The 14590-nt window shown below is 63.4% G+C and carries 11 protein-coding genes and 1 tRNA gene; 6 read left to right on the forward strand and 6 right to left on the reverse strand.

The annotated features are described in order from the left end of the window. Positions 1-148: 148 nt before the first annotated feature. Entirely contained in the window at positions 149-931 is a 783-nt protein-coding gene (locus SO139_RS42675; protein WP_449382166.1) for an SDR family oxidoreductase, read from the reverse strand. A gap of 123 nt (positions 932-1054) precedes the next feature. Beyond that, positions 1055-1567 (reverse strand): CvpA family protein, encoded by a 513-nt coding sequence (locus SO139_RS42680; protein WP_449382165.1) that lies wholly within the window; start codon positions 1565-1567, stop codon positions 1055-1057. Between the two features lie 110 nt (positions 1568-1677). On the opposite strand from SO139_RS42680, the gene SO139_RS42685 reads away from it, so the two are divergent. Then, complete coding sequence (locus tag SO139_RS42685; RefSeq protein ID WP_449382164.1) at positions 1678-2439, forward strand: SDR family NAD(P)-dependent oxidoreductase; 762 nt, start codon at positions 1678-1680, stop codon at positions 2437-2439. A gap of 176 nt (positions 2440-2615) precedes the next feature. Here SO139_RS42685 and SO139_RS42690 read toward each other — a convergent pair whose 3' ends face one another. Next, entirely contained in the window at positions 2616-4208 is a 1593-nt protein-coding gene (locus SO139_RS42690) for a GMC family oxidoreductase (protein WP_474801119.1), read from the reverse strand. A 501-nt stretch (positions 4209-4709) separates the two neighbouring features. Between SO139_RS42690 and SO139_RS42695 the strand changes: the two genes are divergently transcribed. Continuing rightward, positions 4710-4786, forward strand: a tRNA-Met gene (locus SO139_RS42695). A gap of 79 nt (positions 4787-4865) precedes the next feature. On the opposite strand, the gene SO139_RS42700 is transcribed toward SO139_RS42695, so the two are convergent. Beyond that, positions 4866-5975 carry an NAD(P)/FAD-dependent oxidoreductase gene (locus SO139_RS42700; RefSeq protein ID WP_449382163.1) on the reverse strand — a complete coding sequence of 370 codons (1110 nt, stop codon included), beginning with the start codon at positions 5973-5975 and terminating at the stop codon, positions 4866-4868. 6 nt (positions 5976-5981) lie between these two features. Continuing rightward, a complete protein-coding gene (gene goxA / locus SO139_RS42705; RefSeq protein ID WP_449382162.1) occupies positions 5982-7949 on the reverse strand; it encodes a CTQ-dependent glycine oxidase GoxA in 1968 nt (655 codons plus the stop codon). A 540-nt stretch (positions 7950-8489) separates the two neighbouring features. On the opposite strand from goxA, the gene SO139_RS42710 reads away from it, so the two are divergent. From SO139_RS42710 to SO139_RS42720, 3 genes are all read left to right on the forward strand, one after another. After that, on the forward strand, positions 8490-8855 hold the full coding sequence (locus SO139_RS42710) for a hypothetical protein (protein ID WP_449382161.1): 366 nt from the start codon (positions 8490-8492) through the stop codon (positions 8853-8855). 536 nt (positions 8856-9391) lie between these two features. Then, positions 9392-11470 (forward strand): glycosyl hydrolase 108 family protein, encoded by a 2079-nt coding sequence (locus SO139_RS42715; protein ID WP_449382160.1) that lies wholly within the window; start codon positions 9392-9394, stop codon positions 11468-11470. A gap of 70 nt (positions 11471-11540) precedes the next feature. Continuing rightward, positions 11541-13085, forward strand: a complete 1545-nt coding sequence (locus SO139_RS42720) for a glycoside hydrolase domain-containing protein (RefSeq protein ID WP_449382159.1) — start codon at positions 11541-11543, stop codon at positions 13083-13085. Between the two features lie 147 nt (positions 13086-13232). On the opposite strand, the gene SO139_RS42725 is transcribed toward SO139_RS42720, so the two are convergent. Beyond that, a complete protein-coding gene (locus SO139_RS42725) occupies positions 13233-14315 on the reverse strand; it encodes a serine hydrolase domain-containing protein (RefSeq protein ID WP_449382158.1) in 1083 nt (360 codons plus the stop codon). On the opposite strand from SO139_RS42725, the gene SO139_RS42730 reads away from it, so the two are divergent. Then, the coding region (locus SO139_RS42730; RefSeq protein ID WP_449382157.1) for a hypothetical protein at positions 14314-14590 on the forward strand (277 nt) is incomplete at its 3' end. The genes SO139_RS42725 and SO139_RS42730 overlap by 2 nt on opposite strands.

Here is a 14590-nt window from a genome sequence, read left to right on the forward strand (position 1 = left end):
TCGCCGCAGCTTCGAGATCGGTCTGCGGAGCTCGCAGACCTTCATCCCGGGTAACATTCCTTCCTGAGGCAATACGGATGTGGAAGCTTCGGCGCCCAAGCTCTCACCTCATGCGATCGCCTTCGCAAAGGTGGCGAGCGAAGGAGTCTTACAGCGTCCCCGGAAACGCGCCGCCGTCGAGCAAGATGTTCTGCCCGGTGATGAAGCCGGCCCTGGCGCCGCACAGGAAGGCGCAGGCGTAGCCGAACTCGTCGGGATCGCCGAAGCGGCCGGCAGGATTGAGCTTTGCGCGCTCGGCGAGAAGCTGCTCCGGCTTGATGCCGCGCTTGTCGGCTTCGGCCTTCGCCGTGCCGCGCAGACGATCGGTCTCGAACGGACCCGGCAGCAGGGCATTGATGGTGACGTTGTTGATCACCGTCTTGCGCGACAGGCCGGCGACGAAGCCGGTGAGGCCGGCGCGCGCGCCGTTGGAGAGACCCAAGATCTCGATCGGCGCCTTCACGGCGGCCGAGGTGATGTTGACGATGCGGCCGAACTTGCGTGCCATCATGCCGTCCACCGTCGCCTTGATCAGCTCGATCGGGGTGAGCATGTTGGCGTCGATCGCCTTGATCCAGTCGTCGCGGGTCCAGTTGCGGAAATCGCCGGGCGGCGGGCCGCCGGCGTTGTTGACCAGGATGTCCGGATCGGGGCAGGCCTTCAGCACGGCCTCGCGTCCCGCCGGCGTCGTGATGTCGCCGACGATCTCGGTAACCGTCACGCCCGGATGGGCCTTCCGGATCTCCTCGGCCGTTGCCTTCAGCGCGTCCGCGCCACGCGCGGTCAGCGTGACATGCACGCCCTCATTGGCGAGCGCCACGGCACAGGCGCGACCGAGGCCCTTGCTGGACGCGCAGACGATTGCGCGGCGACCCTTGATCCCAAGATCCACTGGTTCACTCCTGTGATGTCTGGCAGGTTTGGAGGCGCCACTGTAGCCAATCTCACTCCCGTTGATAAGAGACGGGCCGTTGCCAAAATGCATGGCGCGCCCGCGGAAGAAGGTCACACTGCGTCAGATGGGCCGCTCCCTCTTGATGCGATCGATGGCGGCCGCGGCTTCAGGCGGCAGAGACTTGAATCCCATCTGTCCGGCAGCGGAGAACAGCGGGCGCAATTGCGACCCCACGAGGAACGGAGGCTGCCTGTTGGCGGGCACCAATTGATCGAAGACCAGGACCAGCGTTGTCGCGACGAGGCCGACCCGGACGGCTCCGAGCGCTGCGCCGCCTATGCGGTCTCCGAGCCCGGCTTCGCCGACCGCATCATCCAGCGCGGCGCGGCCGAGATGTCCAAGCGTCATGCCGGTTGCGACGAAAACGCCGAAGAACAACACCCAGCCCTGAAGCAGAGGCGAGGCGGTCTCACCGGCCACGTGGGGTGCGATGAGCGACACCAGCCAGATCGAGATCGGTGCAGCCAGAAGATAGGCCAGGATGGTCATCGCACTGCGCAGCAGGCCGGTCCTGAAGCCGAAGCCGATCGCCACGGCCAGCGCTGCATAGACCGTGAGATCGAAACTGTTCATGAGCTGCGCCCTGCCTGCATGGAACGAGTGAACGGCGAACCCATCATTCCGGTTTCAGATCACTAAAATGGTCTGTATCTATGCGGGGGGCAGACCCTGGGACCTTCGCCATGTCAGACGTATTCGACGTCAGTAAAGAAACCATCCTCATTACCGGCGCCAGCCAGGGCCTGGGGCGCCAGTTCGCGCGCGTGCTGGCCGCGCACGGCGCCGCCGTCGTGCTCGCCGCGCGCCAGACGGACAAGCTTCGCGCGCTCGAAACGGAGATTCGCAGCAAGGGTGGGCGCGCCGCGGCGATTGCGCTCGATGTCACCGACACCGCATCGATCGCAAGATCGGTCGATGCCGCGGAAGCTGCGCTCGGTCCCATCACCGTGCTGATCAACAATGCCGGCATCGCGATCGAGAAGCTCGCGACCGAGCAGACGGAAGCGGACTGGGACGCCGTGGTCAGCGCCAATCTCAAGGGCGCCTATTTCCTCAGCACCGAGCTGGCGCGACGAATGATCGCACGCAAGCAGCCAGGCAACATCGTCAACATCGCCTCCGTGCTCGGCACCGGCGTGTTGAAGGCGGTCTCGCCTTACGCGATCTCCAAGGCCGGCATGATTCAGGCGACCAAGGCGATGGCGCTGGAGCTCGCCGGCCAAGACATCCGCGTCAATGCGCTGGCGCCCGGCTATATCGACACCGAGATGAACCACGATTTCTGGTCGACGCCGGCAGGCGAGCGCCTGGCCAAGCGCATCCCGCAGCGCCGTGTCGGTGCCGAATCCGATCTCGACGGCGCGATCCTGCTGCTCGCCTCAAAAGCGTCGCGCTACATGACGGGTAGCGTGGTGACGGTGGATGGCGGTTTTCTGTTGAGTTGATCCGTCTCGTCATCCCGGACAAGCGTAGCGAAGCGGAGCGCAGATCCGGGACCCATACCCCCAGGGAGATGTTTGACGAAGACTCGTGATGATCAATTTCGCGCCAGAAACTACTTCCTGGGGTAATGGGTCCTGGCCTTCGCCAGGACGACCGTGATGAGATTGCGCGACTTACGTCACCGCATCTCCTCCTTGATCATATCCGCCGCCTTCTCGCCGATCATAATCGTCGGCGCGTTGGTGTTGCCGCCGATCAGGGTCGGCATGATCGAGGCATCGACGACGCGCAGACCTTCGAGGCCGTGCACCCTGAGCTTGGGATCGACCACCGCGAGCGGATCAGTGCCCATCTTGCAGGTGCCGACCGGGTGATAGACGGTGTCGACGCGCTGGCGCAGGATGGCGCGGATATCGTCGTCGGCTTTCACATCGGACGTGAACATGTCCTTTTTCTGCAATGCGCGCAGGGACGGCGTCTCCATCAGCCGCCGCGTCGTCTTGTAGCCGGCGACCATCGCTTCCAGATCGGCGGCCTCACCCAGGAAGTTCGGATCGATCAGCGGCGCCTGCGCGGGATCGGCATTCTTCAGCGCTACGCTGCCGCGGCTCTGCGGCCTGAGCAGGCAGACGTGACACGAGAAACCCGCCTCCTTGTGGCGCTTGCGGCCGTGGTCGTCGAGCATCGCAATGACGAAGTGCAACTGGATGTCGGGCAGATCGAGATCGGGCCGCGTCTTCAGGAAGCCGCCGCATTCGGCAAAGTTGGTGGTCATCAGACCGCGACGCTCGCGGCGGTATTGCCTGATCGCGCGGAGCAGCGATGGCAATCGACCGAGCGAACTGTGCACGAAATGCGGATAGTCGGAGGCGTAGACGAAGACGAAATCCGGATGGTCCTGGAGATTGCGTCCGACGCCCGGCAGATGATGCACGGCGCCAATGCCGTGCGCGCCTAGAGCCTCGCCGTGGCCTACGCCCGACAGCATCAGGAGCTGCGGTGACTGAAACGCGCCCGAGGCGAGGATCACCTCGCGTCGGGCGCGCAGCTGCTTCCTCTGCTTTCCCTGCATATATTCGATACCGACTGCGCGGGTGCCTTCGAACAGGATCTTCGTCGCCTGCGCCCCCGTCTCGACGCGTAGACTTGCGCGTGTTCCGATGTGCGGATGCACATAGGCGCGCGCCGCGCTCCAGCGCTCGCCATTGTGCTGCGTCACCTGGTAGCTGCCGAGCCCTTCTTGGTCCTCGGCATTGAAGTCCTCGCGCACGCGAAACTGCGCCTCGCGCGCGGCCTGCAGGAAGACGTCATGGATCGGATTTTCGGAGCGCAGCTTGTTGACATGCAGGGGGCCACCCTTGCCGTGATACTCGCCGTCGAAATCGGCATTGTTCTCCGCGCGCTTGAAATAGGGCAGCACGTCCGCGTACGACCAGCCGGTATTGCCGAGCGAGGCCCAGTGGTCGTAGTCCCACTTGTTGCCGCGGATGTAGACCATGGCGTTGATCGCCGAGGAGCCACCTAATCCCTTGCCGCGCGGTTGATAGCCGACGCGGCCGTTCAACCCCTTCTGCGGCACGGTGTCGAAGGCCCAGTTGGCCGCGCTGTATGGCAGCGCGAGCCCGAAGGGCGTGGTGATCCGCCAACTGTCGTTCCTGCCGCCCGCATCGAGCAGCGCGACCGAGGTCTGCGCATCCTCAGACAGCCGCCCCGCCACCGCGCAGCCGCCCGAGCCCGCGCCGATCACCACGAAATCGAATGTGTCAGTCATTGTTGTTTTCCCCCACTGAACATTGCCGTCATGCCCCGCGAAGGCGAAGCCGGGGCATCCAGTACGCTGCGGCTTTTCGGTTCAGGCTCTGCCGTCTCTGGAATACTGGATCGCCCGGTCAAGCCGGACGATGACAGTGGTGTCTTGTGGCGGCGCTCTAATCCAGCAGCCCCCGGTGGCACAACCGGGCGTTTCTCAGGGTTTGGGACATGGCGTTTCCCCGTCATCTTGTTGCCGCAAGCTGGTCCTTTGCGGAACTTATGGCAAGTGCTGGCTTTTTCCGCCCCTCACGGGTGCATTTTGCCTGTCATAAAGTCGAAAAAAACGTTCCCTCGGGCCTTTCCAAAGAGCCTCGCGGTTGATACATAGCCCTCGCACCCGACGGGCTTGGCCCCGGGGTTGCCTTCCAAGGAACCCTTTGGGACGCGAAAGCAAGCCACGCGACGAGCGCTGGTCCTTCGACCGTCCCCCAGATTCCCGAAAAGGCGTGCAAAAGCTTAACGCGGGGTGGAGCAGCCCGGTAGCTCGTCAGGCTCATAACCTGAAGGTCATAGGTTCAAATCCTATCCCCGCAACCAAATTCGGACTTTACCGGTTCCGATGAGAAAATGGCCCGCCTCGCGCGGGCCATTTTTGTTTTGGGACCGGACGAGCGGCTCAGGGTGTCGCAATCGCAGGCGAGATGGTCTGGAGCGAAACGTCGTTGCGTCGCTGCCAGAAGGGCGCGTTGGGAAAGCGACGTTCCGATGCATACATTGCGCGCTGCGTGACCAGATAGGATGCGATCCCTTCCAGAAACTGTCGCTCGTAGCGCCGGGATGCCGTTGTATCCCGCGCGAGGGCACCGGCTACGCTCTCGGCGGCCTGGATGCCGCTCCATAGCGCGGTGGCAAGACCGTTCGCTCCCAGCGGATCGAGCGCAGTCGCGGCATCGCCCGCCCGAATGATGCGATGGTCGACCATCCCTGACATGGTGGTGGTGCTCGCCGGCGCGAACTCTAGGTGCGCGCACGCAGCCATGTCGATGCCGAGGCTCGTCACGCGCGCGGAGATCGCATGGGTGTGCGAAACCATATCGGCCCATAGAGTCATGTTCTTGCGCAGGCCCGCCGGGAGCAGGTCCGAATCCGTGAAGAAGCAGAGCAGGATGCGGTCACCCGGCAGCATGGACATGTACCACCATCCCGCCGCGACGGCCTCGACGAGCGTCGCCGGCACGGCTTCGACATCCTGCGCAAGCTCGAAAATGCCGTAGCAGGCCACGAGCTTGTCCAGACGCCGAAGCGGTGTTTCGCCCCCGGACGTGATCGAGGCGCGGCCGGAGCAGTCGACAACGAACTCTGCTTCGATCGAGGCGCCATCGGCAAGATCGACAACGACGTGGTCCGACGCCCGCGAGAGCCGACCGGCCTCCGCGCACTGTCGCGCGAGGCCGTCGGCATCGAGCGTCTGGGCCATGCGGGTCTCCAACCGCTGCCGGTCGATATGCCAGCCCGACGCTCCGTCCTGGTGAAACGCATCCCGCCGCAGCGTGGTGCTGCCCCACACCGAATAGCGCCCCTGGCACGCGATCGCGGTCTCTGCGTCGAGCAGGCCAAGCCAGCCGAGCCTTTCGAGATGGGGAGATGCTCGAAATGAAAGCGTTTCGCCGCGATTGGCGACGTCATGACCGGGCGCAATGAGAAGCGGACGGCATCCCCGCCTGAGAAGGGTGCGGGCACAGGCCATCCCTGCCATTCCCGCACCCAGAATCACGACCTGATGCATGTGCGTCTAGGAGCGGTCTTTGACGTTGGAAAGATCCAGTGTGCCGCGTTGCACTTCGACGAAAACGTCCTTGGGAATGCCCGGGACATCCTTCGGACCGGCACGGCGCACCACGACGCCCATTTGCGTCCACAGCTCGATCATTCGCCGCAATCCGTCGGTGTAGCTGGCCTCGACATGCAGGCCGATGCCGGCCGCCCCGCGCGACCAGGCAACCCGCGCGTGGTAGAAGCGCAGCCGCTCTTCCGCCGAAAGATCCGCGCGCATCATCTGCTTGTAGAAACCTTCCGGCAGGACGTCGACGGGAAGCAGCGCAGGCCACCAGACCGGCGTCGGGAAACCGTCCGCCGTCAGGACTGACTGGCAGCTGAATGCATCGCCCTGCCAGGGAACGCCCATCCATCGCGTGAGATCGCCCGGTGCCTGCGGCCCCACCGGTGCGCCAGCCTCCTTCCGATCGGGATGACCGGAGAAGACATTCTGCGGATTGAGCTGCAATCCGACATCCTGCACGAGGCTCTTCCGCGTCGAGATCGCGATGCGGAAGGGAAGCGGTGTTTCCGTCGTGGACCGATACAGCTCGGCATGGCGGACCGGCCATGTGATCTCGACGCCCGGATGGAATGCGCCACCCGAGCAGGCATCCAATGCCGCGCGCGTGAGCGCCTCCGGTCGGAGCGGCAACGGCATGTCGTCGAGCTTCTCGACCGCGTTGGCGGCCGCGTCGTTGAGGTCGTCGGTGAACTCGCCTTTGGCCCAGTGGCTCAGGATCTGGTACTGGGTCGGCGTCAGCGTGAGCCAGCCGGTCGGGCTTCCCGGGAAGTTGACGCCATCCCCGAGCATGGGAGGCAGCGCGTCGGAGCGCCGGTCTTTGCCGCCGGGCTTGCGGAATGCGGCCAGAACCTTCTCACGCGCGGGACGCGCTTTCTCCGCGGGGTCCGCCAGCGACTGCACGACAGCGGGATCTGACAGATCGTCGAGATCGCTCCAGGCCTTGCTGAGATAGGACGCCTGCACGATCCATTGCATCATGCCGGAGCGCCGCAGGATCGGAAGCACATCCCGGCGAAACGACACCGCGGCGGACACCGGCTTCATGTGCCCCGACGCGATCATGGCTTCGCGCGCCGCGTCGTAGAGACTGACGATCGGCTCGATCTGCGGCGCGAATTTCGGACCGCAGCAGACGACCCAGGCCGGCTCGCAGGCCATGTCCGCGCCTCCGATCCAGACGCTGGCCTTCACCCAGCCGTCGCACCAGTCGTCATGCCATCCGTCATTGTTGGTGAAGTCGCGCACCGGGTTCTGCGGCAGGGCGGAATTGGAGATGCCGTCGGCGGGAAAAACCAGCAGCCGCCCGGCCTCGTCGGTGCGCAGATGACCGAGCGTCACCGGCATCGTCTTCCAGAACTTGCCGGCCATGCGATAGGCCGCGTCACGGCCATCGGCGTTCTTCGAAGCGCCGTCGATCCGGACTGGACCTGCGTCGATCACCAGCATGTCTTCGCGGCGGGCCGGCTCGATGGCGGCATTGCGCAACGCGCCGGGAATGCCCGGCGCATTGTCGCCGCCGTCCATTGCGTTCGAATAGCCGTACCAGGCCGCCTTGGTGTTCGCCACATGCACGGTCCATCGCAGGCCGTCGGCTTCGCCGAGCTCGCGCACGACGCGGCCCTGATCATCATAGCCGTAGACGCGAAAGCGCTGGACCTGCTTCTTGATGCGGCTCGGTCCCTGCTTGAATCCGCCCGCGGGCTCATTCATCAGGCCCGGCACTTCAGGCGCGAGGAACCATTCATCGCCATTGCCGACGCGCGAAAAGCCGATCGCCGGAAAAATCGCCGCGCGCACGATGGTCGCACCGGCAGGCGCTTGCGCTTGCTGAGCCAGCGCCGGCAACACGGCCGCCCTGAACAGTGCAGGCGCTGCAAAACCGACGGCGGATGCGCTGATCAGGAAGTCACGGCGTTTCATGAGCGAATGTCTCCGGTTGATGACCCGCGAAGATTGATGGAGCGATCACTAGGTAGAAATCTTTAACGTGTGGTTGTCTGGCGTTGCGGGACTGCAAAAAAGCAACCTCCGGTGCCTTCTGCCGCGCGCACCTGGAGCATGATCCGGACCCGAAGGGCCGCGTTAGCGCAAAGTGTGGAGCGGTTTTCCCTCGCGACAAACGCGGAACGCGTTTGCGCGGAGATCATGCTCAATCAACAACCTGAAGCGCGATGACGATTCATCCTGATCTCATCGCGCTTTAGGCTTTCTTGTTGCGGAATGTTGCTGGCGGGCCCGCCCGCCAAGAGCAGCCAACTATCGGACATCTTTAGGACACCCTCATTTTCGAGTACCTAACCGAATCGAAACCAATGGCGCAGGGAGTACAGAGCGTTGATACGAATTGGCTGTTACAAGCGGCAGATCAGAGCGGCCGTCCTCGGCTGTCTGCTGCTCGCCTCATCGCATGCGAGCGCAACGATCGATGGTCTTGCCGGGACGTGGTCCGGGAACGGTTCCATGAAGCTCTCGGAAGGGGGCCGCGAGCGAATTCGCTGCAAGGCAAGCTACGTGGTCAAGAAGCCCGAAAAATCCATGAGCTTCGAGCTGAAATGCGCAAGCGATGCCTACAAGATGCTGCTGTCCGCCCAGATCGAGCAGGAGGGCTCCACGCTTTCGGGCAACTGGTTTGAAAGCGAGTATCGCCAGGGCGGCAAGATCACCGGAAAGAGCTCGGACGGACTTGTCGAGGCAAGGATCGAAGGCAACACCGTCGCCGCTTTCGTGACCATTCGGACCAAGGCCAACCATCAATCCTTCGCGCTGGAATCGCCGGGGGCCTGGGCCTCCGAAGTGTCCGTCGAGCTGGACCGGGTCAGCAACTGAGTTGGGGGCCGTCTCGCGTCCTTTGCTGGCGGTGCTGATCGCGGGATGCCTTGTTCGCGTCCCCCGGTGCTCTCGCATATGGCGGTTGAGAGGCTGCGAAGGGTCCTCGGCCTCATGGTTCGAGACGCGCCGCAAGCGGCGCTCCTCACCATGAGGGTCTAGATTTTCGCCGCGACGAGACCTCATCCTGAGGAGCCCGCCAAAAGGCGGCCGTCTCGAAGGATGGGCCGCAAAGACATCACCCGCAAAGGCATCGCCCTCCACGATCTCCCCGATACGCGATCGGCCCTGCCGCTGTGCGGGGAACGCGATCGCGTGCGCCGTCGCGATGGACGATTTGCCGCAAGTGATCCAGTTCACATTCAGCGTGACGGTCCTTGCTGTAGCCTAAGGTTGCATTTGTAGAACGCCTATTTCGAGCAAGTCCTTGAAGTCGCACGGGCTGAAACGCCCACGCGGCACGCAGTTCTTTAATGAGCGCATCCCCTGTCTCGAGTCCGTGCCGTGGCTGACGAGCAGGCGATGGAGGGGGCAGCATGAGCGAATCGACCGCCCAGCAACGCGTGAACTGGAAGACATTCGAGTGCGCCGAACACGCGATGGCCCGCATCGCGTTTGGTCCCGACGAGATCCTCGTCGCGCCCCCGACGGCTGATGCCTGGCAGGCGCTGTCGATGGTGCTGGCAGCCCATGGCTACAACATCAGGACAGCCGATACCGACAGCTACAACTGCCGCGCCATTACCGGCGGCACCGAGAAGAGCCTGCACGCCTACGGCATTGCACTCGACGTCAACTGGACGACCAACCCGTACAAGGAGACCTCGGACCAGCGCAAGGTCCGCTTTTCCGACCAGCCGACGCAGGATCTGCGCGCCCAGGACGTCAAGCGCAACCTTGCCGACACCGACATGACCCAGGCCATGATCGACGACGTGCTTGCGATCAAGACGGTCAACAAGAAGCGGGTGTTCGAGTGGGGCGGCAACTGGATCAACATCAAGGACACCATGCATTTCGAGATCGACGTCAAGCCCGACGATCTCGCGACGGGCATCGACTGGGGCTCCGTGAAGGGCGTAGTCAACGGCCGGCCGGTGCCGGACCGGCTGATGGAAACGCGCGGCGGCGGGACGCCTTTGCAAGGCGACATCGCGCTCGGAAATTTCGAGAAGGTGCATGCCCTGATCGAGAAATGGGAGGGCGGCTACACCAATCATCCGCGCGATCCCGGCGGCCCGACCAACATGGGCATCACGCAGAAGGACCTGTCGGCCTGGCGGCATGCGCCGGTCACCGCCGATGACGTGCGAAACCTCACGCGGGACGAGGCGCTGCAGATCTTCCGCGCCAACTACTGGACGCCGGTGCATGGCGACGAGATCCCGCTGCCGGCCGCCCAGGTCGTCTACAACACGGCCGTTCTGAGCGGGACGACGCGCGCCATCCGTTTGTTGCAGCAGGCGCTGGCCCGTGGGCAGAACGGGCTCGCGGTGGACGGACGCATGGGGTCGCTTACGATAGATGCCTGCCTTGCCGCCGATCAGAAGATGCTCGTCGAGGACTATTGCTCGACCTACGAATCCTATCTGCGCAGCCTTGCCATCTTCGACACGTTCGGCCGCGGCTGGCTCAACCGGCTCGCCGAGATCCGGCAGACCGCGCTCGGATGGGCGGAAGCGCCAGAGATCAGTGTGGACGTCATGCCGCAGCGGGAGCTGCAAACGACGCCCGTGCTGGGGACGACCGAGCTCAGGTTCGGCGACAAGGGCGCGCTGGTCGAGGGCCTGCAGCGCAAGCTGACGGAGCTTGGCTATTCGCTGGGCGAGATCGACGGCCAGTTCGGCACGCTGACGCGCGAGGCGCTGCTGGCGTTCCAGGCCGACAACAACGTATCCCCGACCGGCGTCCTGGATGCGGCCACCCAGGTCGCGTTCGCCCGGCCGCAGCCGCGACCGCTCTCGCGCGATCGCCTCTCCGCGACGTCGGACGATCTGCGGGCGAGCGGCTCGCAGACCATCAAGGCCGCTGACAACACCAAGATCGCCGGCTGGATCTCGACGATCCTCGGCGCGCTCGGCATCGGCAACAGCGCCGCGGTCCAGGTCGTCAACAACAACGTGGCTGTGCCCCCGGCGCCCAATCTGTCCCAGTTCCTGACAGAAGTGCAGAAGCTGCTGACGTCACCCCAGCTGCGTGCCGATCCGGCGAACACCCAGCAGGTGCTCGATGCCGCCAAGCAGCTGCAGAATTTCAACGTCAAGCAATTGCTGTCGCCGGAAAATATCCAGATCCTCGACAATATCCGTGGGCTGATCCCCGCCAATGTCATCAGCTCAAATCCGGCACTCGGCAATTTCTTTCAGATCGTCGACGGCGCGCGCGGGTTCACGCAGTTCCACACCATCTTCGACGCCTTGCCGGGGATGTTCGCCAACGACTCGACGCTTCAGCTGCTGTCGAAGGGGCTGTCGGCCGTGGCGGGCAGCGTGATCCCGGGTTTCGGCGGATCGCTCGCGACGCTCGCGATTGGCCTTGCCGCCAATTATTTCAGCAATCGCGTCATTGAGGCCCGCACGCGCGACCACGTCACGGGCGCCAACACGAACCGATGACCATGTACGACACCCAGCAAGACAGTCATGTCGGCCGCAACGGCCAATCCGTCCAACTCGGGGGCGAGCCATGATCATTGACACCAACATGCGGACAACTCCGCGTCTGGCTTCGCTGAAACAGAACGGCGTCGATACCATCATCCGCTATTATTGCCGCAACACGCACCAGCCCGAGAAGCGGCTGACGCCCGACGAAGCCGACGCCATCGTTCGCGCCGGAATGAAGCTTGCCATCGTCTATCAGGGCGCCGGCGATTCCGCGGCATCGTTCTCGCAGGACGCGGGTGCCAAGGACGGCGCCTACGCGCGCGATTACGCGGCGAACGTCATCGGTCAGCCCACAGGTTCAGCGATCTACTTCGCCGTCGACTATGACGCCTCCGATGCGGACATCCGCACGCGCATCGTTCCGTATTTTCGCGCGGTTCGGCAGGTCCTGACGGGCGGGGCGGGCGCTCCCAGCTATCAGGTCGGGGTCTATGGCAGCGGCGCAGTGTGCCAGGCACTGCTCGCGGCCGGACTGGTGTCGTTCACCTGGGTCTCCCAATCCAGCGGTTTCAACGGCACGGCCACCTTCCTGCGCTCCGGGCAATGGAATCTGCATCAGCGGCTGCCTTCGACGTTATACGGCCTCAGCGTCGATCCGAATGACCCCAATCCGCAACGCCCGCAGTTCGGGGCGTTCAACGCTCTCACGGGCGCACCTGCGCTCGCAAACATCGGCGTGGCGGGCAATTACGCGCCGCTGCCATCCCTGAGCGCGACGTTCGTGCAGCAACAGCTCCAGCGTCTCAACTACCCGCCGGGTGCGATCGACGGCGACTACGGACCGCTGACGCGCGCGGCGCTGCTCGCGTTCCAGGCCGACAACGATCTGCCGCTGACAGGCGTGGCGGATGCTGCGACCGCGGCCGCCTTCGAGACCGCGCGCCCGCGTGCGCTCGACCCGAACCGCGTGCGGGCGACGGCCGACGATTTGCGCAAGATGGGCTCCGTGACCATCAAGCAGGCGGATCATACCAAGACAGCGGGGTGGATCGCGTCGATCCTCGGTGTGCTCGGCATCGGCAACAGCGGCATCGTCGAGATGGCGAATTCGGCAGGTGCGCCGGTGGTATCAGCGCCGACCGGACAATTGCCGCAGGGGTTGTTCAAGTTTCTGGGCGACCTGCAAGTTTTCCTGTCGTCGCAACAGCAGACGGACAAGCTTGATCAGATCAAGGAAGGTCTCCGCCAGCTGCAAGCCGTCGACCTGAAGAACCTGATCACCCCGGAAAACGCCAATGTGCTGCAGCAGCTGAAAGCGTTGATTCCGCCTGATGTGCTCACCAAGAACCCCGACCTCTCCAAGGTCCTTCAGCTCGCCGACATCGCGCACCAGGCGAGGCCACAATTGCAGACGGTGTTCGACATGCTGCCAAGCTTTTTCACCGACGGCACCGCCTTGCAGGTCCTGGCGAAGGGCGCGGCCGTGGCCGCATCGTCGATGATTCCCGGCTTCGGCGGCAGCCTCGCCGCGCTCGGTATCGGCCTTGCCGCCAACTATTTCGGCAACAAGATCATCCAGGCCCGCGTCGCGGATCATCAGACTGGTGCTAACAGGGGGCTGTAGCAGTCGCAGTCGGGACGGTGATACTTGGCTGCCGAACTAGGGCGCGTACTCATCAATCTTCGTCGATGTCCGGTTCGCTTCGACACCGACCGCCTTTGCGAAACCGCAGCAAATGTCGCGGTGGGCCAGAAACAGACACATGGAAGGCTAGGATATGCTCGCCAGAACCACCTCACTCAGAACACGTGTAGGAGGGACCCCCTGGTCGTCGGCCCCATAATTTCCAGATGTCAAGGCAATGATTAGCTGAAGGGCAGGTACAATATACAAACGCTGTCCGCCTTCTCCTTGCGCCATCCACATGCGTTCCAATCTTCCTACGGCCCATCCTTTTGGTTTCCCGAATGCCACATCGAGCAAAAACCATTGATAGCCGTAACGTCGCATCTCGTCGCAACTTACGATAGGCGTAGTGCAGCGCCGAATCCACTCAGCAGGCACAATCTGACGGTCGTCTTGCCGACCGCCGTGAAGCATCAACGTCCCAATCTTTGCGAGGTCGCGAACGGACATGCGAGCGCCTGACGCTGCGAATGGCTCGCCGTCTGGTCCGACGGCCCATTCAGTGGGACCCATACCGAGCGGCTCGAAAAGAAACTCGCGCGCGAATTGATGCAGGGACTTGCCTGACCCTTTGGCAATCAAGCGAGCGAGCAAGGCCGTCGCGCCGCCGCAGTAATTCCAATGCATCCCCGGAGTGTCGATGGCCGGGCGCTCCAATATGTAACGGTAGCGGTCTGGCGCGTTGTCCATTGCGATTTCGCTGTTGCGTGGATCAGCATAGGACAGGCTGCTTTCATCCCAATCCGTACCCATGGTCATTGAGAGAGCATGGTGAACAGTCACGCGCGAGCGCTGCTCGTTGGCGAGATCAATATACTCCGGAAAAGCCGTAAGCAGGCTTACCTCTGGCGCCGGTACCTTCCCAAGTTGAAGGGCGATTCCGTAGAGCAACGCCACAATGCTTTTCGAGCAGGATCGCAGATCATGCATCGCACTCGCGTCAAATTTGACCGTGCCGAGATCGCCGACGCCTCTCTCGCGATCTTGCCCCTCGAAATAGCGCTCAACAATTAGGTTGTCGTTCTGAACAACGACAAGCCCGTGGATGTTCCAGACACGCCGCTCTGCAACTGCCTGATCGAGCCTTCGGATCACATCGGTTGCGAATTTGTCAGAAAGGTACGTGGGCGATTGCTGCCCCAATGCCGGCAGGATCGGCGCCCCCATGGCCACTGTTCCTATTCCTGAAAGTATTTGGCGACGATTTGGCATGGCCGAAGCACCTCGTCTGGGAGTATCGCTTTATAATATCAACTTGCCCGTGAATGCCAGCTACGGGTCAAAGTCGGCGTTTTGGACCGCTGCCACTTCCGGTCTACACCCGACAGCCGACGCTTGGACGAGCTTCGAGCCGGGCAGCATCGGGCCAGAGGACTTGTATGGGGCGATTGGTGTCAAGCGCTTTCGTTATTGGCCATCTCCTTGTTCGGCCGGGCTGCGAC

The sequence above is a fragment of the Bradyrhizobium sp. UFLA05-89 genome (assembly GCF_059803475.1).

Coding starts and splice junctions, on each gene's coding strand:
- SO139_RS42725 (WP_449382158.1), bottom strand. CDS start 14,315: ATGGGGGCGCCGATCCTGCCGGCATTGGGGCAGCAATCGCCCACGTAC.
- SO139_RS42680 (WP_449382165.1), bottom strand. CDS start 1,567: ATGAACAGTTTCGATCTCACGGTCTATGCAGCGCTGGCCGTGGCGATC.
- SO139_RS42710 (WP_449382161.1), top strand. CDS start 8,490: ATGAAGCTCTCGGAAGGGGGCCGCGAGCGAATTCGCTGCAAGGCAAGC.
- goxA (WP_449382162.1), bottom strand. CDS start 7,949: ATGAAACGCCGTGACTTCCTGATCAGCGCATCCGCCGTCGGTTTTGCA.
- SO139_RS42700 (WP_449382163.1), bottom strand. CDS start 5,975: ATGCATCAGGTCGTGATTCTGGGTGCGGGAATGGCAGGGATGGCCTGT.
- SO139_RS42685 (WP_449382164.1), top strand. CDS start 1,678: ATGTCAGACGTATTCGACGTCAGTAAAGAAACCATCCTCATTACCGGC.
- SO139_RS42690 (WP_474801119.1), bottom strand. CDS start 4,208: ATGACTGACACATTCGATTTCGTGGTGATCGGCGCGGGCTCGGGCGGC.
- SO139_RS42720 (WP_449382159.1), top strand. CDS start 11,541: ATGATCATTGACACCAACATGCGGACAACTCCGCGTCTGGCTTCGCTG.
- SO139_RS42715 (WP_449382160.1), top strand. CDS start 9,392: ATGAGCGAATCGACCGCCCAGCAACGCGTGAACTGGAAGACATTCGAG.